General features: G+C 58.9%; 19 protein-coding genes. 11 read left to right on the plus strand and 8 right to left on the minus strand.

Going from position 1 to position 18,695, the window contains the following annotated elements:
* Positions 1-32 precede the first annotated feature (32 nt).
* The 3 genes from clpX to H7H48_RS01995 all read right to left on the minus strand — a co-directional run bounded on the left by clpX (position 33) and on the right by H7H48_RS01995 (position 3,225).
* Positions 33-1,307, minus strand: coding sequence for an ATP-dependent Clp protease ATP-binding subunit ClpX (gene clpX, locus H7H48_RS01985; RefSeq protein WP_229447137.1), 1,275 nt, complete (start codon positions 1,305-1,307; stop codon positions 33-35).
* A 320-nt stretch (positions 1,308-1,627) separates the two neighbouring features.
* Positions 1,628-2,260: an ATP-dependent Clp protease proteolytic subunit gene (locus tag H7H48_RS01990; protein WP_229447138.1), complete on the minus strand. Its 633-nt coding sequence runs from the start codon at positions 2,258-2,260 to the stop codon at positions 1,628-1,630.
* Positions 2,261-2,607: 347 nt separating this feature from the next.
* Positions 2,608-3,225, minus strand: a complete 618-nt coding sequence (locus tag H7H48_RS01995; protein WP_229447139.1) for a LysE family translocator — start codon at positions 3,223-3,225, stop codon at positions 2,608-2,610.
* Positions 3,226-3,349: 124 nt separating this feature from the next.
* On the opposite strand from H7H48_RS01995, the gene H7H48_RS02000 reads away from it, so the two are divergent.
* On the plus strand, positions 3,350-3,823 hold the full coding sequence (locus tag H7H48_RS02000) for an Lrp/AsnC family transcriptional regulator (RefSeq protein WP_229447140.1): 474 nt from the start codon (positions 3,350-3,352) through the stop codon (positions 3,821-3,823).
* 53 nt (positions 3,824-3,876) lie between these two features.
* Here H7H48_RS02000 and H7H48_RS02005 read toward each other — a convergent pair whose 3' ends face one another.
* Both H7H48_RS02005 and H7H48_RS02010 read right to left on the minus strand, forming a co-directional pair.
* Entirely contained in the window at positions 3,877-5,160 is a 1,284-nt protein-coding gene (locus tag H7H48_RS02005) for an O-acetylhomoserine aminocarboxypropyltransferase (protein ID WP_229447141.1), read from the minus strand.
* A gap of 102 nt (positions 5,161-5,262) precedes the next feature.
* On the minus strand, positions 5,263-5,784 hold the full coding sequence (locus H7H48_RS02010) for a CoA-binding protein (protein WP_229447142.1): 522 nt from the start codon (positions 5,782-5,784) through the stop codon (positions 5,263-5,265).
* 157 nt (positions 5,785-5,941) lie between these two features.
* On the opposite strand from H7H48_RS02010, the gene H7H48_RS02015 reads away from it, so the two are divergent.
* Positions 5,942-6,274, plus strand: coding sequence for a hypothetical protein (locus H7H48_RS02015; protein ID WP_229447143.1), 333 nt, complete (start codon positions 5,942-5,944; stop codon positions 6,272-6,274).
* 580 nt (positions 6,275-6,854) lie between these two features.
* Here H7H48_RS02015 and H7H48_RS02020 read toward each other — a convergent pair.
* Positions 6,855-7,673, minus strand: a complete 819-nt coding sequence (locus tag H7H48_RS02020; RefSeq protein ID WP_229447144.1) for an enoyl-CoA hydratase — start codon at positions 7,671-7,673, stop codon at positions 6,855-6,857.
* Between the two features lie 131 nt (positions 7,674-7,804).
* Between H7H48_RS02020 and H7H48_RS02025 the strand changes: the two genes are divergently transcribed.
* From H7H48_RS02025 to argC, 5 genes are all read left to right on the plus strand, one after another.
* Positions 7,805-8,263 carry a PaaI family thioesterase gene (locus H7H48_RS02025; RefSeq protein WP_229447145.1) on the plus strand — a complete coding sequence of 153 codons (459 nt, stop codon included), beginning with the start codon at positions 7,805-7,807 and terminating at the stop codon, positions 8,261-8,263.
* Between the two features lie 278 nt (positions 8,264-8,541).
* The gene (rplM, locus tag H7H48_RS02030) at positions 8,542-9,006 is read left to right on the plus strand and encodes a 50S ribosomal protein L13 (RefSeq protein WP_229447146.1); all 465 of its coding nucleotides are present in this window, start codon (positions 8,542-8,544) and stop codon (positions 9,004-9,006) included.
* Complete coding sequence (gene rpsI / locus H7H48_RS02035; RefSeq protein ID WP_229447147.1) at positions 9,006-9,488, plus strand: 30S ribosomal protein S9; 483 nt, start codon at positions 9,006-9,008, stop codon at positions 9,486-9,488. The genes rplM and rpsI overlap by 1 nt, the downstream gene beginning before the upstream one ends.
* 106 nt (positions 9,489-9,594) lie before the next feature.
* Positions 9,595-10,542, plus strand: coding sequence for an agmatinase (speB, locus tag H7H48_RS02040; protein WP_229447148.1), 948 nt, complete (start codon positions 9,595-9,597; stop codon positions 10,540-10,542).
* Positions 10,543-10,632: 90 nt separating this feature from the next.
* Positions 10,633-11,562: an N-acetyl-gamma-glutamyl-phosphate reductase gene (argC, locus tag H7H48_RS02045; RefSeq protein WP_229447149.1), complete on the plus strand. Its 930-nt coding sequence runs from the start codon at positions 10,633-10,635 to the stop codon at positions 11,560-11,562.
* A 71-nt stretch (positions 11,563-11,633) separates the two neighbouring features.
* Here argC and H7H48_RS02050 read toward each other — a convergent pair whose 3' ends face one another.
* Positions 11,634-12,752, minus strand: a complete 1,119-nt coding sequence (locus H7H48_RS02050) for a COX15/CtaA family protein (RefSeq protein ID WP_229447150.1) — start codon at positions 12,750-12,752, stop codon at positions 11,634-11,636.
* 167 nt (positions 12,753-12,919) lie between these two features.
* On the opposite strand from H7H48_RS02050, the gene H7H48_RS02055 reads away from it, so the two are divergent.
* Entirely contained in the window at positions 12,920-13,135 is a 216-nt protein-coding gene (locus H7H48_RS02055; RefSeq protein ID WP_229447151.1) for a DUF2842 domain-containing protein, read from the plus strand.
* An 81-nt stretch (positions 13,136-13,216) separates the two neighbouring features.
* Complete coding sequence (locus H7H48_RS02060) at positions 13,217-14,401, plus strand: GNAT family N-acetyltransferase (RefSeq protein ID WP_229447152.1); 1,185 nt, start codon at positions 13,217-13,219, stop codon at positions 14,399-14,401.
* Between the two features lie 15 nt (positions 14,402-14,416).
* On the opposite strand, the gene H7H48_RS02065 is transcribed toward H7H48_RS02060, so the two are convergent.
* Positions 14,417-16,585, minus strand: coding sequence for an exopolysaccharide transport family protein (locus H7H48_RS02065; RefSeq protein ID WP_229447153.1), 2,169 nt, complete (start codon positions 16,583-16,585; stop codon positions 14,417-14,419).
* Positions 16,586-16,821: 236 nt separating this feature from the next.
* Here H7H48_RS02065 and H7H48_RS02070 point away from each other — a divergent pair, with 236 nt between their 5' ends.
* Positions 16,822-17,385, plus strand: coding sequence for a polysaccharide biosynthesis/export family protein (locus H7H48_RS02070; RefSeq protein ID WP_229447154.1), 564 nt, complete (start codon positions 16,822-16,824; stop codon positions 17,383-17,385).
* A 28-nt stretch (positions 17,386-17,413) separates the two neighbouring features.
* The gene (locus tag H7H48_RS02075; RefSeq protein WP_229447155.1) at positions 17,414-18,556 is read left to right on the plus strand and encodes a glycosyltransferase family 4 protein; all 1,143 of its coding nucleotides are present in this window, start codon (positions 17,414-17,416) and stop codon (positions 18,554-18,556) included.
* Positions 18,557-18,695: the final 139 nt, after the last annotated feature.

Genomic DNA, 18,695 nt, shown 5'->3' on the forward strand with positions numbered 1-18,695 from the left:
AAACACGCACACTTCCAAACCCGGACGATTCGTCAGGCGCTGGCGTTGCCCTTTTCCTGCTCGCGCTCTGCATAAATATAGAGCGGGCGGGCATTGCCGGCGACGACTTCGTCAGAGATTACAACCTCCTGGACGCCTTCCAGCGCCGGCAGCTCGAACATGGTGTCGAGCAGGATCGCTTCCATGATTGAGCGCAAACCGCGCGCACCCGTCTTGCGCTCGATTGCCTTGCGGGCAATCGCGGCAAGCGCGTTTTCATGGAAGGTCAGTTCCACATTCTCCATGTCGAACAGGCGCTGATACTGCTTGACCAAAGCGTTCTTCGGCTCGCTCAAGATCTGAACAAGAGCAGCCTCGTCCAAATCTTCCAGCGTCGCCAGCACTGGCAGACGTCCAACGAATTCAGGGATGAGACCGAATTTCAGAAGGTCTTCCGGTTCCACCTGACGGAACAGCTCGCCCGTAGGCCGATCCTCCGGTGACGCGACCGTCGCGCCGAAGCCGATGGAGGTTTTTCGGCCACGGTCGGAAATGATCTTGTCGAGGCCTGCAAATGCACCGCCGCAGATGAACAGAATATTGGCTGTATCCACTTGCAGGAATTCCTGCTGCGGATGCTTGCGACCGCCCTGGGGAGGAACCGAAGCGACCGTGCCTTCCATGATCTTCAGCAATGCCTGCTGTACGCCTTCACCCGATACGTCACGCGTGATCGAAGGATTGTCGGACTTGCGCGAAATCTTGTCGATCTCGTCGATATAGACGATGCCGCGCTGCGCCCGCTCGACATTATAGTCGGCCGACTGCAGCAGCTTGAGAATGATGTTCTCGACATCCTCGCCAACATAGCCAGCTTCGGTAAGCGTCGTTGCATCGGCCATGGTAAACGGTACATCGATGATGCGCGCCAGCGTCTGGGCCAGAAGCGTCTTGCCGCAACCGGTCGGGCCGATCAGCAGGATGTTCGATTTGGCCAACTCCACATCTGCATTCTTCGATGCGTGGGCAAGGCGCTTGTAGTGATTGTGGACCGCCACGGAGAGCACGCGTTTGGCATAGCTCTGGCCGATCACATAATCGTCAAGCACTTCGATGATTTCCTGCGGTGTGGGCACGCCCTCGCGCGACTTCACCATCGAGGATTTGTTTTCCTCGCGGATGATGTCCATGCACAGTTCAACGCACTCATCGCAGATGAAGACAGTCGGTCCCGCAATCAGTTTGCGGACTTCGTGCTGGCTCTTGCCGCAGAAGGAGCAGTACAGCGTGTTCTTGGAGTCCCCGCTGCCGTTGCTGGCCTTGCTCATGTCTTACGTCCTTTCACTACCCACCGGCATGTCGCCCCGTACCTGCCGGGCGGTCATGGCGCTTGAAGACGGAACAGCCCCCAAGCGGTCCACGCTCTGTCTTCGAAACGAAACACAAATCCGAAAACGCGGCAACCATACCGAGCCCCTCACCAGACCTTGGCTCTGGAAACTCAATATAGGCTTAACGTAGGCGTTCACACACCGGCTGCAAACACAAAAATGTGACAGAATTGACGCAATCGACCGCAAATGCACGCCGAATTGCGCCGCACCCGGCGCCAGGCCGGGCCCGTGGTTGATGAAAGCCAGACCGGATATCAGGAATCAGAAGCTTTCTCGACCGCTTCGCGTGAACTGATCACCTTGTCGATCAGGCCGAACTCCTGTGCCTCGTCCGAGGTCATGAAGTGGTCACGGTCGAGCGTCTTTTCGATCGTCTCGTAATCCTGGCCGGTATGCTGGACATAGACTTCGTTCAGACGGCGCTTCAGCTTGATGATGTCCTGCGCATGACGTTCAATATCGGACGCCTGCCCCTGAAAGCCACCGGATGGCTGATGCACCATGATGCGCGCATTGGGCGTGGCAAAGCGCATATCCTTGTGGCCGGCGCACAACAGCAGCGAGCCCATGGACGCCGCCTGACCGATGCAGAGCGTCGAGACCGGAGGCTGGATGAACTGCATCGTATCGTAGATGGCCATCCCCGAGGTCACCACACCGCCCGGCGAATTGATATAAAGCGCAATTTCTTTCTTGGGGTTATCGGCCTCAAGAAACAGAAGCTGGGCGCATACGAGCGAGGCCATGCCATCCTCGATCGGGCCGGTGATGAAGATGATGCGCTCTTTGAGAAGGCGCGAGAAGATGTCGTAAGCCCGTTCACCCCGGTTCGTCTGCTCGACGACCATGGGCACCAGATTCATGGCGGTATCGACGGGATTCGGCATGAATATACCTTTCGGTTGGAAGTCGCGCGCCGCAAATCCGGCGCGCGCAAAAGCGGCAGAATCGTTTGGTTCAAGGGGATAAATAGGATGCCCCCTTCCCCTGACGCAAGAGCAAGCGCGTATCAAGATGCTCGGCGGGTGTCGTTTATCTCATTTCAAACGGCGATAGACGCAGGTGGCGCCGCCAGCCAAAATGCCTGCGTTCCCTCGGGAGGCGCAAACGAGGTTCATCTCTCTCCAATTCAATGCCGAGTGGGCGCACGCGCCTCCACAGAACCAGAATTGTGGTTGAGAGGCCCCTGTGGCGGATTACACAGCTACGGCTTTGCGCTCCATGAGACCGTGCACTACGTTGCCGCGAGCAATACACTGAATCCAATCAGCACTGCCCCCAGGCCACGGGTGACCCAGGAGAGAATTCCTTTCCCGTTTGCCGCACGCCCCAGACTGGCGCCGAAAAGGCAATAGCAGCCGGCAGCAATCCATTCGAGTGTCAGCGAAACGGCCACCATGGAGGCAAACAAAACGGCGAAGCCCGGCTGGCCCGGCGTGACGAATTGCGCGTAGAAGGCAGTGGCAAAGATCACGGCTTTCGGGTTCATGATCGCAATGATGAACTCCCGCCGCATCAGGCCGAGAATTTTTCCGCTTTCAACCGCATTCGTCGCCGACGAGATCTCGAGCGCCGAGCGGATCAGCCGGTACCCCATATAGGCGAGATAAAGAGCGCCACACCATTTGATGAGTGTGAACAAGAGAGGCGAGGCGTTCAACACGGCGCCAAGGCCCAGTCCTGCAGCAAGGAAGATAAGAAGATAGGCCGGATAGCGGCCAAGCGAGCCCAGATGGCCCGTCCAATAGCCCATTCGAATGGCCCGCGAGAGGGCGAGAATATTGTTGGGTCCGGGAGAAAAATGCACAGGCAATGAAGCCAGGATGAAGGTGAGCCAAAGCTGCGTGGACATGGGTAGCACTCCTGAAGTGCGCGCATATTGGCTCCGATGGGCCGCGCATGTCCTTGCGAAATAGTCTTCTTTAGCGCTCTAGATTGGCATAAACTGCCAACAGGAAAATCAAAATGGCTTATACATGCCAATATCACTGGATTCTATCGATCTGCGAATTCTGAGCGCGCTGCAGGCGGACGGGCGTTTGACAAATGTCGAACTTGCAGACCTTGTGGGCCTCTCGCCCTCGCCGTGTCTGAGGCGTGTAAAACGGCTGGAGCGCGAGGGCGTGATCCGTGGCTACCGCGCCATCATCAATCGCCGTTCCGTATCGCTCGGCCTGACCGTTTTCACCGAGATCAAGGTCAACCGCCACAACCGGGCGAACGCTGACGGGCTCCAGAAGGCCCTTGAAGCCATCCCCGAGGTGGTGGCCTGCCACATGGTATCCGGCGCACCGGATTTCATTGCTGAAATCGTGGTACCGGATCTGGCCGCCTACGAGGTTCTTCTGAGCAACGTCCTCCTGGAACTGCCGATGGTGGAGGACATTCGTTCAAACTTTTCCATGCGCACCGTGAAGACGGAGGGGCCCCTGCCCATCCCGCAAAAATAAAACGGCACGGACCGAAAGCCCGCGCCGTTCCGATTTCTCAGAAGCTAGCCCGATCAGATCTGGGCCAGCGCCTGCTCCAGATCGGCAATGATGTCTTCCACATCCTCGATACCGATCGACAGACGGATTACATCGACGCCTGCACCAGCTGCAGCCTTTTGCTCATCGGAAAGCTGGCGATGCGTGGTGGACGCCGGATGAATGATCAGGGATTTGGTGTCGCCGATATTGGCCAGATGCGAGAAGAGCTCCACGCTCTCCACCACCTTCACACCCGCATCGAAGCCGTCCTTAAGGCCAAAGGTGAAGACCGCACCCGCGCCCTTGGGGGAGTATTTCTTCATGAGGCCGTGATTGGGATCGTCGGGCAGGCCCGGATAGGAAACCCAGGACACCTTGTCGTGCCCCTTCAGCCATTCGGCCACCTTGAGCGCATTGTCGCTGTGGCGTTGCATGCGAAGCGCCAGCGTCTCGATGCCGGTGAGGATCTGGAAGGCGTTGAAGGGCGAGATTGCCGGGCCGAAATCGCGAAGGCCCAGAACGCGGGCGGCGATCGCAAAGGCAAAATTGCCGAAGGTCTCGTGCAACACCATGCCGCCATATTCCGGGCGCGGCTCGGACAGCATCGGATATTTGCCCGATTTCGACCAGTCGAACGTGCCGCCATCTACCAGAACGCCGCCGACGGAATTACCATGGCCGCCCATGAACTTGGTCAGCGAGTGCAGCACAATGTCTGCGCCGTGCTCGATGGGACGCAGCAGGTAAGGCGAGGCCATCGTGTTGTCGACGATGAAGGGAAGGCCATGCTTGCGGGCGATGTCGCCGATCTTTTCCAGATCGACGAAAGTGCCGCCGGGATTTGCGAGGCTTTCGACGAAGATCGCCTGCGTCTGATCGTCAATCTGGCTTTCAAAACTGTCGAGATTTTCCGGATCGGCCCAGCGCACATGCCAATCGAAATTCTTGAAGGCATGGCCGAACTGGTTGATCGACCCGCCGTAAAGTTTCTTGGCCGCAATGAAATTCGCGCCGGGCTTCATGATCGTGTGGAAGGTGAGAAGCTGTGCTGCATGGCCCGATGCCGTGGCAAGCGCCGCCGTACCACCTTCCAGAGCCGCGACGCGCTCTTCGAGAACAGCCTGCGTCGGGTTCATGATGCGGGTGTAGATATTGCCGAAGGCCTTGAGCCCGAAAAGCGATGCCGCGTGATCCGCATCGTCGAACACATAGGAGGTGGTCTGGTAGATCGGCGTGGCGCGCGCGCCTGTGGCCGGGTCGGGCTGAGCCCCTGCATGCACTGCCAGCGTGTCGAAACCGGGCGTACGCTCACTCATCACTATTCCTCCAAAAACGCATAATTATCGGCTGCATCAATACAGAGCGAGCCCCCACAGGAAAAGGCGTTTTGTCCCGATAGGCAGCTCCACACTGGAAAATCAGCGCTGGCGAATACCGAAACTCTGGAAACCTTTGCGCATGATCGGCTTTTTTGACGAAATGACCCGGCTGTTGACGCCATTCCAGCCGATTTCGCGTGAAAGCCGGGCATATTCGATCTTCGGGCAACGGTCCATCACCACCTGAATTCCCTCTTCTTCCAGTCTTTCGGCCGAGGCATCATCGCGCACGGTGAGCTGCATCCACACGACCTTTGGGAGCGGATTCATCGCCAAAATCTCATCAGTCACGCCGGGGATGGCGGCGGAAGGGCGGAAGATGTCGACCATGTCGACCGGTCCCGACAAATCTGCCAGACGGGCAACGACCGGACGCCCGGCAATCTCCTTGCCTGCCTGCCCCGGATTGACAGGGAACACGGTATAGCCCTTGTCGATCAAATATTTGGTGACGAAGAAGCTCGGTCGAACCTCATTGGCGGATGCGCCGACAATGGCGACAGTTTTTACCGCATTCAATATACCGGAAATATAAGCGTCATCATATTTGTCGTGGTTCATCGTCGCTCCCAGAGATTCGCCAGTGCCGTTTTTTTCCCTCGATTGCCCGCCTCCCATCAGGTCAATCCTGAAAATTCCACCGACCGCATTGTTGGCGCAAACAGGCTTCATGATAGGTATCTGCTCATCCCAGCCAGCAGAACACCAGGGGTAGAACATGTTGAGATACGCAACACTTGCCGTCGCAGCGACGCTCATCGTCAGCCCGGCCGAAGCCATATCCCGTTACACGTCAACTGCCATGAGCTGCGCTGAGGTGCAAGCGAGGATCGCGGCGGAAGGTGCCGCCATCATGCGTTACCAGTCGCGCAACAACCCGAACCTGCCGCGCTATGACCGTTATGTATCCCATGAAAGCCTTTGCCCCGTTGGGCATATCGGCGCGCGCGCCAGCATTCCCACGGCAGACCGGGAGGCCTGTCCGGTAATGCGCTGCAAACCGGAGATGAAGGAGCGGCTTTTCAGGCGTCCCTGGCTTCACTCCAACTGAGATTTCGCACTGTCTTAGACTGTTTGAGAAAGACAGGCTTGCGTCCCGATCCACGCGCTGGCGCAAGGCGGAAAGGTATGCATAAAAACAGAAAAAAATCCTTTATTTATTTATGTTTATATCAGCTTTTTCCCTCAATTGACCTCGGGCATTACTTCCCGCCGCGCATCGCCGGTACGCCGTTTTCACCGGGGATGGTGCGGCTTTGCAACGATGCTCAGAAAGGGAAACCATGCAAAAGCTGTTGGTCACAATCGTGGGTATGGTCTTGCTGTTTCCAAACAACAGCACATGGGCTGCAGGTCTGACCTGCCAGCAAATACAGGCAAGCATAAAGAAGCACGGTTCTGTTATCCTGCGCTATCCCTCGAGGAACGGGGGGCCCATTCAGCGGTATGACAGGTTCGTGGCAAATCTCGAGGAGTGCCCGACTGCGTTCAACACGCTGCGGGTCCGGCACATTCCAGCCTTCGATACGGATGCATGTCCGGTGCACATCTGCTGGACCGAAGATTGACAAGAAATCTTGGGGGGCGGCGTCCGCCACGGCCAGTTTGCCTGCCGACCCCAGCAGGCCTTTCTATTTGCCCTGCCATTCCGGCCTGCGTTTCTCGATGAAGGCACCAATACCTTCTTCCGCATCGCGTGCCATCATGTTCTCCACCATCACCCGCACCGTGTAGTCATAGGCCTGCGAAAGCTCCATTTCGTCCTGCGCATAGAAAGCCTCCTTGCCGATCCTGAGCGTCAAAGGTGATTTGGAAGCAATGGTTTGTGCAAAACTCATCGCAGTCTGATTCAATTCGTTCTCCGGCACCACGCGGTTGACGAGACCGAATGAGAGCGCCGTCTGCGCGTCGATCATCTCTCCCGTGAGCAGCATTTCCATTGCGTGTTTGCGCGAAACATTGCGCGACAGGGCGACCATGGGCGTCGAACAGAACAGGCCGATATTCACACCGGGCGTTGCAAACCGCGCTGCTTCACTGGCCACGGCCAGGTCGCAGGAGGCAACAAGCTGGCAGCCAGCAGCGGTGGCAACCCCGCTCACCTCGGCAATCACAGGCTTGGGGTGGCGCACAATGGTCTGCATCAGGCTGGCGCACAAAAGCATGGTCTTTTCGAAAAACCCCCTGCCCCGGTCCGTGTCGGCGCGGTGCGCCGTCAATTCCTTCAGATCATGACCGGCACAAAACACCTTGCCTTCGGAGCGCAGGACAATGACGCGCACCGCTTCATCGTCGCGGGCGCGTTCAAGAGCGCCTTTCAGCGCCTCCATCATGGCGATGGACAGCGCATTGGCCGGCGGGCTGGCGAGCGTCAGATACAGGATGCCATCGGCCTCGCTCACAGCGACAGGTGCCTGTATCCTCTCCTGAACTGCTGCCGCTTCGGCCATGGTCTTCCTCCCTGCGTGTGATCCGTTGCCACCTTAGTGCCGCTTGTGTTGCTTCGGCAATCCGGCAATTCTCTCACTGATTGGTCGCCTTCGCAAAGCACCAGTCAGGCAAAATGGGGAGGACAAGGTTGATGGATGCACGCAGCGGTGGACAAAGGTTCCAACCGGTGATGAACGCCGAAGACGTCAATTCCTATCTGCGCGAAGTATTTCCGCAAGCCTGCAGCGGAGAGGTTCCCGATTATCGCGCACTCAGCATCTCTCCGGGGCGCTGTACGGTACGGCTGGAAGCGCGCTACCAGCACCTGCGCCCCGGCGACACGGTTTCCGGCCCATCGCTTTTCGCCCTCGCCGACATAGGCGGCTATGTCTGCGCCCTCTCTCATATCGGTCGCAGAGCCCTCACCGTCACCACCAATCTCAACATAAACTTCATGCGCAAGGCCGGCGCCGGCACGGTGGATGGTCATTGCCGCATCCTCAAACTGGGGCGGCGCCTGATGGTTTTCGAGGCCGAACTGATCGCAGGTGAGCGCGAAGAAATCGTCGCCCATGCCACCGGCACCTATTCCATTCCGCCCGCGGATTGAGCGGCTTTGCCGCGGAATTTCTGGCATCAGCTCCATTTTCATGAGGTATTATGATACCATATTTTTAATTCATTGTTTTTATTTATGTTTTTCAAGCACCAGCCAAGAAAATCAACTTGACGCCATCCCAAACGCTCTATAGGAAACCATCGCTGCATCTCGAACTGGGGATGCATTGGTTTGTGCTGGCCGTTTCTTCGTGACACGAGACCTCGCAAACACAAGCAACAAGAAACGCCCTGCCTTTGGGCCGGGTTCATGAAAGTGGAAAAAGACCCATGAAAACCTTTTCGCAGAAGCCTGCGGAAGTGACGAAGAAGTGGATCCTGATCGACGCCGAAGGCGTTGTCGTGGGCCGTCTCGCTTCCATCGTTGCAAACCGTCTCCGCGGCAAGCACAAGCCCACCTTCACCCCGCATGTGGACGATGGCGACAATGTCATCATCATCAATGCCGACAAGGTGGTCTTCACCGGCAAGAAATACACCGACAAGAAATATTATTGGCACACGGGTCACCCCGGCGGCATCAAGGAGCGCACAGCGCGCCAGCTGCTCGAGGGCCGGTTCCCCGAGCGCGTGGTCGAAAAAGCTGTTGAGCGTATGATCCCGCGTGGTCCGCTTGGCCGCCGCCAGATGAAAAATCTGCGTGTGTACGCCGGCGCCGAGCACCCGCACGCCGCCCAGAACCCGGAGACGCTCGACGTCGCCGCCATGAGCAAGAAGAATGTGAGGGCCCAGTAATGGCCGAAATCAACTCCCTTGAAGAGCTGGGTGCGGCAACCGCTGCGCAGACCACCGAGCAGGAAGCTCCGGTGCATGTGCAGAAGCTGGACGCCCAGGGCCGCGCTTACGCCACCGGCAAGCGCAAGAACGCCATCGCCCGCGTGTGGGTCAAGCCGGGCTCCGGCAAGATCACCGTCAACGGCAAGGAATTCCAGGCGTATTTCGCTCGCCCGGTCCTGCAGATGATCCTGCAGCAGCCGATCGTCGCAGCCGACCGCAACGGCCAGTATGACATTGTCGCCACCGTCGTCGGCGGCGGCCTGTCCGGTCAGGCCGGTGCCGTTCGTCATGGCATCTCCAAGGCTCTGACCCATTACGAGCCGGAGCTGCGCGGCGTCCTTAAGAAGGGTGGCTTCCTGACCCGCGACAGCCGCGTGGTCGAGCGTAAGAAGTACGGCCGCGCCAAGGCTCGCCGTTCGTTCCAGTTCTCCAAGCGCTAAGCTTCCAGAACTGCCAGACACGAAAAAGCGGGCCCTCGGGTCCGCTTTTTTCTTGCGCAGAGTTGGGCTTCACCCTACCCATCTGGTTCATCTCAGGAGGAGCGCCATGCCGTCGAATTCGATCGACCACGCCTTCACCGCCCGCAGCCTGACCGGTGCGGCCAGCGACCCCACCTATGCGGGGGCGCTCTCCTTCATGCGCCGCAAGTTCACCAAATCACTGAAGGGCGCTGACGCCGTGGTCTGGGGCATCCCGTTCGACGCAGCCGTCTCCAACCGGCCGGGCGCGCGCTTCGGTCCACAGGCGATCCGCCGTGCCTCGGCGATCTTCGACAACGATCCTCAATATCCGTTCGGCGCGGATCTGTTCGAGACCATGTCGGTTATCGATTATGGCGACTGCCTGCTCGACTATGGCAATCACCAGAAGACACCGGTGACAATTGAGCGCGAGGCGACGAAAATTCTCAAATCCGGCGCGTTCCTACTCTCGCTTGGGGGCGATCATTTCGTTACCTGGCCGCTGTTGAAAGCCCATGCGGCAAAGCACGGCCCCCTCGCCCTCGTACAGTTCGATGCGCATCAGGACACCTGGTACGACGACGGCAAGCGGATCGACCATGGCTCCTTCGTTGGCCGCGCGGTGCGCGATGGCGTCATCGATCCGGCCGTGTCCATTCAGGTCGGCATCCGCACCCACGCGCCGGAGGATTGCGGCATCGCCATCCTGCACGGCTATGACGTGGAAGAAATGAAGGCCGGCGAGATTGCCGAAGCCGTTCTCGCCCGTGTCGGCCATCGTCCCACCTATGTCACCTTCGACATCGACTGCCTCGACCCGGCCTTCGCGCCGGGCACCGGAACGCCCGTGGCCGGTGGCCCATCCAGCGCGAAGATGCTCTCGGTGCTGCGCCAGCTCGGCGCGCTGGAGATTGTCGGCGCGGATATTGTCGAAATTGCCCCTGCCTATGACCATGCGGATGTGACGGCAATCGCCGGGGCGACCATCGCCATGCACTATCTCGGCCTTCTCGCGGCACGAAAGCGACGATAAGAGCTGAAGCATCAATTCAGGCGCTTTACGGGTTGATTCCGAACGCGTGCGTAACCAGTTGAAATACGACTCTTTTCCAGGACTGATATCATGACGGCGAAAATCTTCATCGACGGCGAACACGGCACCACCGGCCTGCAGATCAGGGCGCGACTGGCCGAGCGCCGCGACATTGAGGTGATTTCCATTCCCGCCGAGAAGCGCAAGGATCCGGCAGCACGTGCAGAATTCCTCAATGCAGCCGACATCGCCATCCTGTGCCTGCCGGATGATGCAGCGCGCGAAAGCGTCTCGTTGATCGGGAATGATACCACGCGCGTTATCGACGCCTCCACGGCCCATCGCGTCGCCGAGGGCTGGGTCTATGGCTTTGCCGAGATGGACAAGGCGCAGAGTGCAGCGATCCGCGATGCCAAACGTGTCGCCAATCCCGGTTGCTGGCCGCAGGGCTCCATCGCCTTCTTGCGTCCGCTTATCACTGCAGATCTTTTGCCCGCCAATCTCCCCGTCACCGTCAATGGCATCTCAGGCTATTCGGGTGGTGGGCGCACCATGATCGAGGACTATGAGGCCAAAGGCGCTGAAGCACCGGATTTCATGCCATACGGGCTCACCCTGAATCACAAGCATCTGCCGGAACTGCAAACCTATGCACGGCTTGCCGAAACACCGCTGATGCAGCCAGCGGTCGGCAATTTTGCACAAGGAATGCTGACCGCCCTACCCCTGCAACTCGGCCAGCTCGACCGTGTGCCCTCCGGTGCCGAGCTCCATGCAGCACTTGCCGACCATTACGGGGCGATCGACAATGGCGTGGTCAAGGTTGCCCCGCTCGCGTCAGTCGAGCGTACGGCGGATATCGATCCGCAAATTCACAACAACACCAACACGATGACGCTCCATGTCTTTGCCAATGACGCCCGCGCGCAGGCGCTCCTCATCGCTGTCTACGACAATCTGGGCAAGGGTGCCTCAGGAGCGGCCGTTCAGAACATGGACCTGATGCTGGAAGGACTCTGAGCTTCGGCTGATGGAAAAATGAAGGCGCGCCCTGAAGGACGCGCCTTTTTTCTTTGGCGATTTGCCTGAAATTATACGGCGGCGTAGACCTCGTCCTCGTCACGGCTGTGGCGTGATGGCTCAGGCAGAGGATAAGGCCCCTTGGTCGCGCGCCAGTGAGCGCAGGCGAAGAAGAGCACGCCAAGCGCCATTCCCTGATGGGTGAGCGCCACATCGATGGGCACGACCATGATGAGAGTCATGATGCCAACGGTCGCCTGAGCCATCACGAGAACCCCGAAAAGGATGGTGCGGCGCGCATGCGGCGTTCCCGGCTCCCGGCGCATCACGAACACGATCTGCCAAACGGCAAGGATCAGAAGCGCATAGGCACCGAGCCTGTGCACGAATTGCACCATTTTCGGGTTCTCGAAGAAATTGATCCAGGCCGGCGTCTGCGCAAACAGCCCTCCTGGGAACAGCGCACCGTCCATCAGCGGCCAGGTGTTGTAGGTCATACCGGCGCGCAGGCCGGCCACGAGGCCGCCGAGATAAATCTGAAACAGAACCGCAATCACCATCCAGCCGGCAAAGCGGCGAACACTTTCATCGGCTTTGCCGGTCGTGTGCGGTGCAAGGCCACGCGCAACGAGAGCGGTGGCAGCGAAGATCAGGCAGGCGATGGTGAGGTGCGTGGCAAGCCGGTACTGGCTCACATCGACCCGATCCACCAGTCCGGAAGCAACCATCCACCAGCCGACCGCCCCCTGCAGTCCGCCCAAGGCAAGTATTCCCAGAAGCTTCGGTTTCAGGCTGTTTTCCAGTCGCCCCGTCAGCCAGAAAAAGGCAAGCGGAAGGGCGAAAACGAATCCGACCCCGCGCGCAAGAAGCCTGTGCGCCCACTCCCACCAGAAGATCGTCTTGAACGCATCAAGGCTCATCCCCTTGTTGACCTGCTGATATTCGGGAATCTGGCGGTACTTCTCCAGTTCCTCCTGCCATTCGGCCTCGCTCAGCGGTGGGATGACACCGTGTATCGGCTTCCACTCCGTGATGGAAAGGCCTGATTCCGTCAGCCGCGTCGCCCCGCCGACGATCACCAGGGCGAACAAGGTCAAAAGCACGAAGTAAAGCCAGAAGCGAACGAATTTGCGGTTCCGCAGAAGGGTCTCCTGCGAGACATCTGCCCTTTCAGCACTGGAAGCGGTCATATTCACAGCGTCAGCCATCGTCATTTTGAACGTTGACCGTTGGTGAACCAAAGCCCTCCGACTTGCAAGCTGAACTGCCACCTGCGCGACAAGCCGTCGCGCAGGAGAAGGTGCGCGATTGCATCGCCTCGCCCCGCGCTCTATGAAGCACGCAAAAGGTGTTTTTCATGCCCGTACGTCTGCGAAAATTCATTGGCATGGTTGCGCTCGTTGCGCTTGTGGCCATTTACGCCATCCTCTCGACAGCGATCGCCGTCGCCCAGCTTGCCCAGTCAGGGCCACTGATCCACCTCGCCTATTTCTTCCTGACCGGCCTCCTGTGGATCATACCAGCCATGTTCATCATCCGGTGGATGATCGGCAAGCCTGAGCACGACGCCTGACCCGTCGATTGTTCTTTCACCTTTTATCGCTACAAAGAAACGGCGCTGCCGGAAGGGCGGCTTCGACGACAGCGATGGAAGATGACGTTTGCCGAGCAACCAAAACGCATTCCTTCTGCCAGCATGAACGGCGAAGGCAATCTCAGGGTCGAGGTTTGCGATGCCAGTGCTGTAGCCCTGGAGCGCTACCGCAAAGACTGCGCCGAGGCGGGCTTCATGCCGGCCCAAAGCCCCGATTGGGTTTCGGCCTGGACGAAACATACGCCTCATCCTGCCATCCTGGTGCGCCTTTGCGACGGACAGGGGCATCTCATGAGCCTGGCCCTCGAAATCGTCAAAAAGGGCGGCTTCCGCCTCGCCCGCTTCATAAGCAACAGGCACGCCAACGGTAATTTCCCGGCATTGCACCTGCGGGTTCGTGATGGTCTTCCCGAAACGCATCGGACTGCACTTCGCGATGGCATCCGACAAGCCCGGCCAGACATTGACGCTTTGGTTCTCGAACGGCAGCTGCGCCATTGCAACGGTCAGGAGAACCCCCTGCTGGGCTGGCCACATAATGACAGTCCCAATGTCTCGCTGGCGGTCAATCTTGACGGTGGCTTTGACGCCGTGCTCGCGCGTTCAAGCGGCAAACGGAAGCGAAAGCAGCATCGCTCTCAGGCCCGCAAGCTGGAGGCGGCCGGTAAGGTCGAACGACGTCTCGCCCGTTCACGCGCCGAAGCTGAAGTGATGCTGAACGCCTTCTTTGACATGAAGGCGCACCGCTTCGCCCAGATGGGGATTCAGAATGTTTTTGCACCTGACGCGGTGAAAGACGCGTTTCGGACACTGTTTGGTGATGCGGCCGAGACGCAAGATCCGCGCTTTGTGCTTCACGGGCTTGAAGTGGCCGGAAAGCTTCGTGCCGTAACAGGCTCAAGCCGCACGGGCGATCGACTGGTCTGCGAGTTCAGTTCAATCGCGGACGATGAATTGACCGATGCCAGCCCCGGCCGTTTCCTCTTCTATGAGAACATTCAGGAAGCCTGTTCGGAAGGGCTGAAGGTCTATGATTTCAGTGTTGGCGACGAGTATTACAAACGTCTGTGGTGCGACCTGGAAACCATCCAGTTCGACACTTTCGTGCCCCTCACCGAAAAAGGCCGCATTTTGACTTTTGGGTTGTCCGCGGCCGCGCGCGCCAAACATGTGATCAACAATGATCCGCGTCTATGGCGTGTCGCGAAGGCCTTGCGTCGCCGGCTCAGCTCAGCGAATGGCTGAGCCCAATTGCGGGAATCAGGCCGCGTCACGTCCAGGAGGCGCAGGCGGCATGCTGTAGCCAGCAGGCGAAACCAATATGGGTGCGTCGACACCGCTGTCCCGCAACTCGTCCAGCATCTCCAGAACGAGTTCCCCCTCTTCCGGATCAATCATGCTGACAAGCACTTCCGTATCGGAGGAGAGAAGACGACGGATTGCCTGCGCATCCGTCGGACCGCATTCGACAATCACCACATCATAGGCAGCCGACAAAGACTCCATGATGATCGGCAGCCGGTCCGCCGCACGCATGGCGCGCTGCGGGTCAGCCGTGCCGACTGGAATAATGTGACACTCCGAAAAGAGGTCGTTGTGGATCACATCGGCAAATTGCGCCTCGGAGGCGAGAAGGTTGGTGATGCCGGCATAGGCTGTGCTTTCGAGCATGGGCAAAGAAGCTGCACCCGATGCAGTCAGATCAAGAAGCAGAACGCGCAGGCCGGAATCGGCCACATCCCGCGCGACCAGAACCGATGCCGCAGCAGCCTCATCGCCTTCCGGCGAGATGAACAGGGCGCGGGTGGCGCCTCCGGTCACGAGCCGTTCAGATGCCTGTTCAATATTGATTTCGCCGTAGCGGGCCACGGGTTCCGGCTTACGCTGCTCCTCCGGTTCAGGAATGGAGGCCGAGACCATCTTCCCGGCAGGAACGGATTTGGAAACCCCGGACAAGGGGGCCCCGACATCAACCAAAGGTTCAGCACGCGGCATTCGCGCGGTCGCGGGCACCGGAGCGGCAACACCGCTGGTCGGACGCATGGCACGGCCGCTGAACAGCTCCTGCAGTAGCGTGATGATGGCCATGATCAACAGCGATGCGACAAAGGCAGCCACCGTGATTGGCATGATCTTGGGAAAATATGGCTCACTTGGCGTGATGGCGCGCGAGAAGATGCGAACATCCGCGGGCAGATAATTGCGATCACTGCGGGATGCCGCTTCGCGGTAGCGCGTCAGATAGGATTCCAGCAATTCGCGCTGGGCGGCTGCCTCCCGCTCCAACGCGCGAAGTTCCACCTGCTCTTCTTCTGCAACCGCGGATGCGGCTTTCAGTCTATTGAGTTCCGCAGTCAGCTCTTCTTCGCGTCTTTGGGCCGTCGCGGCTTCGGCCTCGAACCCGGCGAGAACCTTGTTGGCTTCGCTCCTGATTTGCGTGTCAAGATCAGCGAGCTGCGAACGCAGGGCCCGGATGCGTGGATGATTGCCAAGGAGCGTCGTCGAAAGGTCGGCTATCTGTGCGTTGAGTTCCACCTGGCGTTCACGCAAGCGCTGAATGAGGGGCGATGCCATGACTTCTGGCAGAGTTTCCACGGCGGCACCGCTTTGCAGCGCGCTACGCACAGACTCTGCCTGGGCCGTCGCTGCCGACCGATTGGCGCGGGTGCGAGACAGCTCGCTCGACAGTTCGGCAAGCTGCTGCGTCGCCAGGACTGTGTTGTTCTGACCAAGCAAAAGATCAGACTGCGCGCGATATTCGGCGACGCGGGCTTCGGCTTCCTTTACACGCTCGCGCAGATCCTCGATTTCCGGTTCAAGCCACTGAGTCGCGCTGGTGTTTGACTGGAGCTTCGCCTCGCTTTGCATGGCGACATAGGCGTCGGCCACCGCGTTTGGAATTTCAGCCGCAAGCTTTGGATCCTCGGAAGAAAACTCGATAACGATGACTCGCGAATTCTCCACGCGATAGACGGTAAGACGCTCACGGAAAGCGCGCAGAACCTTTTCTTCCTGTGTCCCTTCGACAGGAGCGCTCTTCAGCCCCGCCATCACCAGCAGGCCGGACAGGAAAGAGCCACCGCCACCGGCGAACTCTCCCCGGTTGGCGAGATTGTATTTCTCCGCCACACTCGTGAGGATCTCCGTGGATGTGATCAGTTCGACCTGGCTTGCCACGCCCTCGCCGTCAAGGATCGGCCGGTCCCCGTCATTCACGCCCTGCGGGCGGGTATAAACGGATTCGCGGGTCTCGATCAGCAGCCGCGTTTGGGCCCGATATTGTGGTGTGACGGTGTAGGTGACGGCAAAAACCAGTCCCGTGATGACAAGCGCGGCGAAGAGAATGCGTGGCCATTTACGCCGAACGCCGGCAAAAAGCCGACCCAGGTCGACATCCACGTCACCATGCGCGATCTGATCGCTGTTCATCCAGTTGGCTCCCAATCTGCTTGCCGCCAAGGTAAACGGGCATAGTAACCAGCCGGTTAAAGCCTCGCGTCAGCCGTTAAAGGGTAAATACATGCCCGTTATGGGGGCATAAGGCGTGGCTTTACCCGACATTAACCCTAACGGATGGATAAGACGAGCATGGTGCCTGCTCTGGCGGCAACGTCGCAAGCGGTTCAGAGGCGGGACTCGATGACGTCAGAGGTTTGCAGTCGGTCATGATGAAAACAGCCAAACTCCTCCCTGTGCTGGCAGCACTCATTCTTGCTGCGGGCTGTTCGGGGTATCGCCCGGCACCAGCGGCATTCCACGAAGCGCTCTATCAGCCTTATGTGCTCGACGCGGGAGACTCACTGCGGGTGACCGTTTTCGACCAGGACAATCTGACCAACACCTACAGTGTCGACCAGTCCGGATACATTGCCTTCCCGCTGATCGGCTCGGTTGCTGCCCGGGGCAAAACCTCCAAACAGGTGGAACAGGCAATCGCCAGCATGCTGAGGCAGGGTTATCTTCGCGACCCCGATGTGACGGTCGAAATTGATCGCTACCGTCCGGTGTTTGTCATGGGTGAAGTGGGGTCTCCCGGCCAATACTCCTATGTTCCGGGGATGACGGTTCAAAAGGCTGTCGCTGCTGCCGGCGGTTTCAGCGCCCGGGCCAATCAGAGCAATGTCGACATCACCCGTGACATCAATGGCAAGGTCCTGACAGGTCGCGTCGTCACCTCCGATCCGCTTCTCCCTGGTGACACGGTCTATGTCCGCGAACGCCTTTTCTGAAGCGTATTCACCAACAAGGGTCGAGGCCTTGTCCTCTCGGGAAAAACTGAGGATCGTTCACTGCTTTCGCTCTCCGGTTGGCGGAATCTTTCGCCATGTTCGCGACCTTTGCGATGCACAGCGTGCGGCAGGGCATGAGGTCGGCATCATCTGCGATTCCACCACGGGCGGCAGCTATGAAGCAAGCCTCATTGCCGAGCTCGAGCCACGCCTTTCCCTGGGAGTGAAACGCACTCCCATGCAGCGCCATATCGGACTGGGCGACATTTCGGCAGCACGGCGTGCCTATGGCGTCGTCCGTGACATGCGACCCGACGTCCTGCACGGACATGGCGCCAAGGGCGGCGTATATGCACGGGTTTTCGGCACCTTGATGCGCATGTCGGGGCAGAAGCCGGCACGCATCTATTCCCCCCATGGTGGCAGCCTGCATTATGCCGCGGAGACCGCTACCGGTCGCTTCTTCTTCTCGATCGAACGCATGATGGATCGCCTGACCGACCACATCCTTTTCGTGTCGGATTATGAGCGACGTACATTTGAGCAGAAGGTCGGGATTCCCCGCGCGCCCTCAACATTGGTCTATAACGGGCTGACGGCGGATGAATTCGCGCCCGTTGAAACTCTCTCCGGAGCTTCTGATTTCCTTTACATCGGCATGATGCGTGACTTGAAGGGCCCAGACCTTTTTATCGACGCGCTTGCCCTGACGGAGAGGAAAATCGGTCGCAAGCTCAATGCTGTGATGGTCGGCGACGGCGACGACCTCGACCGCTACAAGCATCAGGCACTTCAACTTGAATTCGGTGAACGCATCCGTTTTCTTCCGGCCATGCCGGCTCGCGATGCGTTTTCACTGGCCAGGATCATGGTTGTCCCCTCGCGCGCCGAAGCCATGCCCTATATCGTATTGGAGGCGCTGGCAGCCGGACGCACGCTGATCGCGAGCGCGGTCGGCGGTATTCCCGAAATTTTCGGACAGAGTTCCCCAGCGCTTACCCAGCCGGATGCTGACGCCATCGCCCAAAAAATGCAGCTGGCCCTGGCCGACGAAGCCGCTTTCCATGCTTTGATGCCGGAAAAAGGTGAGCTGCGCGCACGTTTCGGCGCGGACGTCATGGCGGCCTCCATCGAGACGGCATACAGAGCCAGCCTGGACACCAAACGTTAAGCACAAATACGAGCAGTTTCAGCTCCACTGCGCCTGAAACATATTTTTAGCCCCTGGCACCTAACGTAAGATCGCAAACGTCAGGGGGCATTGCCAGTTCATGAATCAGATTGACCCGAAACGGCTTCAGGTGTCGAAG

This window comes from Nitratireductor sp. B36 (assembly GCF_020833685.1).
Lineage (GTDB): Bacteria > Pseudomonadota > Alphaproteobacteria > Rhizobiales > Rhizobiaceae > Nitratireductor.

Coding starts and splice junctions, on each gene's coding strand:
- clpX (WP_229447137.1), bottom strand. CDS start 1,307: ATGAGCAAGGCCAGCAACGGCAGCGGGGACTCCAAGAACACGCTGTAC.
- H7H48_RS01990 (WP_229447138.1), bottom strand. CDS start 2,260: ATGCCGAATCCCGTCGATACCGCCATGAATCTGGTGCCCATGGTCGTC.
- H7H48_RS01995 (WP_229447139.1), bottom strand. CDS start 3,225: ATGTCCACGCAGCTTTGGCTCACCTTCATCCTGGCTTCATTGCCTGTG.
- H7H48_RS02000 (WP_229447140.1), top strand. CDS start 3,350: ATGCCAATATCACTGGATTCTATCGATCTGCGAATTCTGAGCGCGCTG.
- H7H48_RS02005 (WP_229447141.1), bottom strand. CDS start 5,160: ATGAGTGAGCGTACGCCCGGTTTCGACACGCTGGCAGTGCATGCAGGG.
- H7H48_RS02010 (WP_229447142.1), bottom strand. CDS start 5,784: ATGAACCACGACAAATATGATGACGCTTATATTTCCGGTATATTGAAT.
- H7H48_RS02015 (WP_229447143.1), top strand. CDS start 5,942: ATGTTGAGATACGCAACACTTGCCGTCGCAGCGACGCTCATCGTCAGC.
- H7H48_RS02020 (WP_229447144.1), bottom strand. CDS start 7,673: ATGGCCGAAGCGGCAGCAGTTCAGGAGAGGATACAGGCACCTGTCGCT.
- H7H48_RS02025 (WP_229447145.1), top strand. CDS start 7,805: ATGGATGCACGCAGCGGTGGACAAAGGTTCCAACCGGTGATGAACGCC.
- rplM (WP_229447146.1), top strand. CDS start 8,542: ATGAAAACCTTTTCGCAGAAGCCTGCGGAAGTGACGAAGAAGTGGATC.
- rpsI (WP_229447147.1), top strand. CDS start 9,006: ATGGCCGAAATCAACTCCCTTGAAGAGCTGGGTGCGGCAACCGCTGCG.
- speB (WP_229447148.1), top strand. CDS start 9,595: ATGCCGTCGAATTCGATCGACCACGCCTTCACCGCCCGCAGCCTGACC.
- argC (WP_229447149.1), top strand. CDS start 10,633: ATGACGGCGAAAATCTTCATCGACGGCGAACACGGCACCACCGGCCTG.
- H7H48_RS02050 (WP_229447150.1), bottom strand. CDS start 12,752: ATGACCGCTTCCAGTGCTGAAAGGGCAGATGTCTCGCAGGAGACCCTT.
- H7H48_RS02055 (WP_229447151.1), top strand. CDS start 12,920: ATGCCCGTACGTCTGCGAAAATTCATTGGCATGGTTGCGCTCGTTGCG.
- H7H48_RS02060 (WP_229447152.1), top strand. CDS start 13,217: ATGACGTTTGCCGAGCAACCAAAACGCATTCCTTCTGCCAGCATGAAC.
- H7H48_RS02065 (WP_229447153.1), bottom strand. CDS start 16,585: ATGAACAGCGATCAGATCGCGCATGGTGACGTGGATGTCGACCTGGGT.
- H7H48_RS02070 (WP_229447154.1), top strand. CDS start 16,822: ATGATGAAAACAGCCAAACTCCTCCCTGTGCTGGCAGCACTCATTCTT.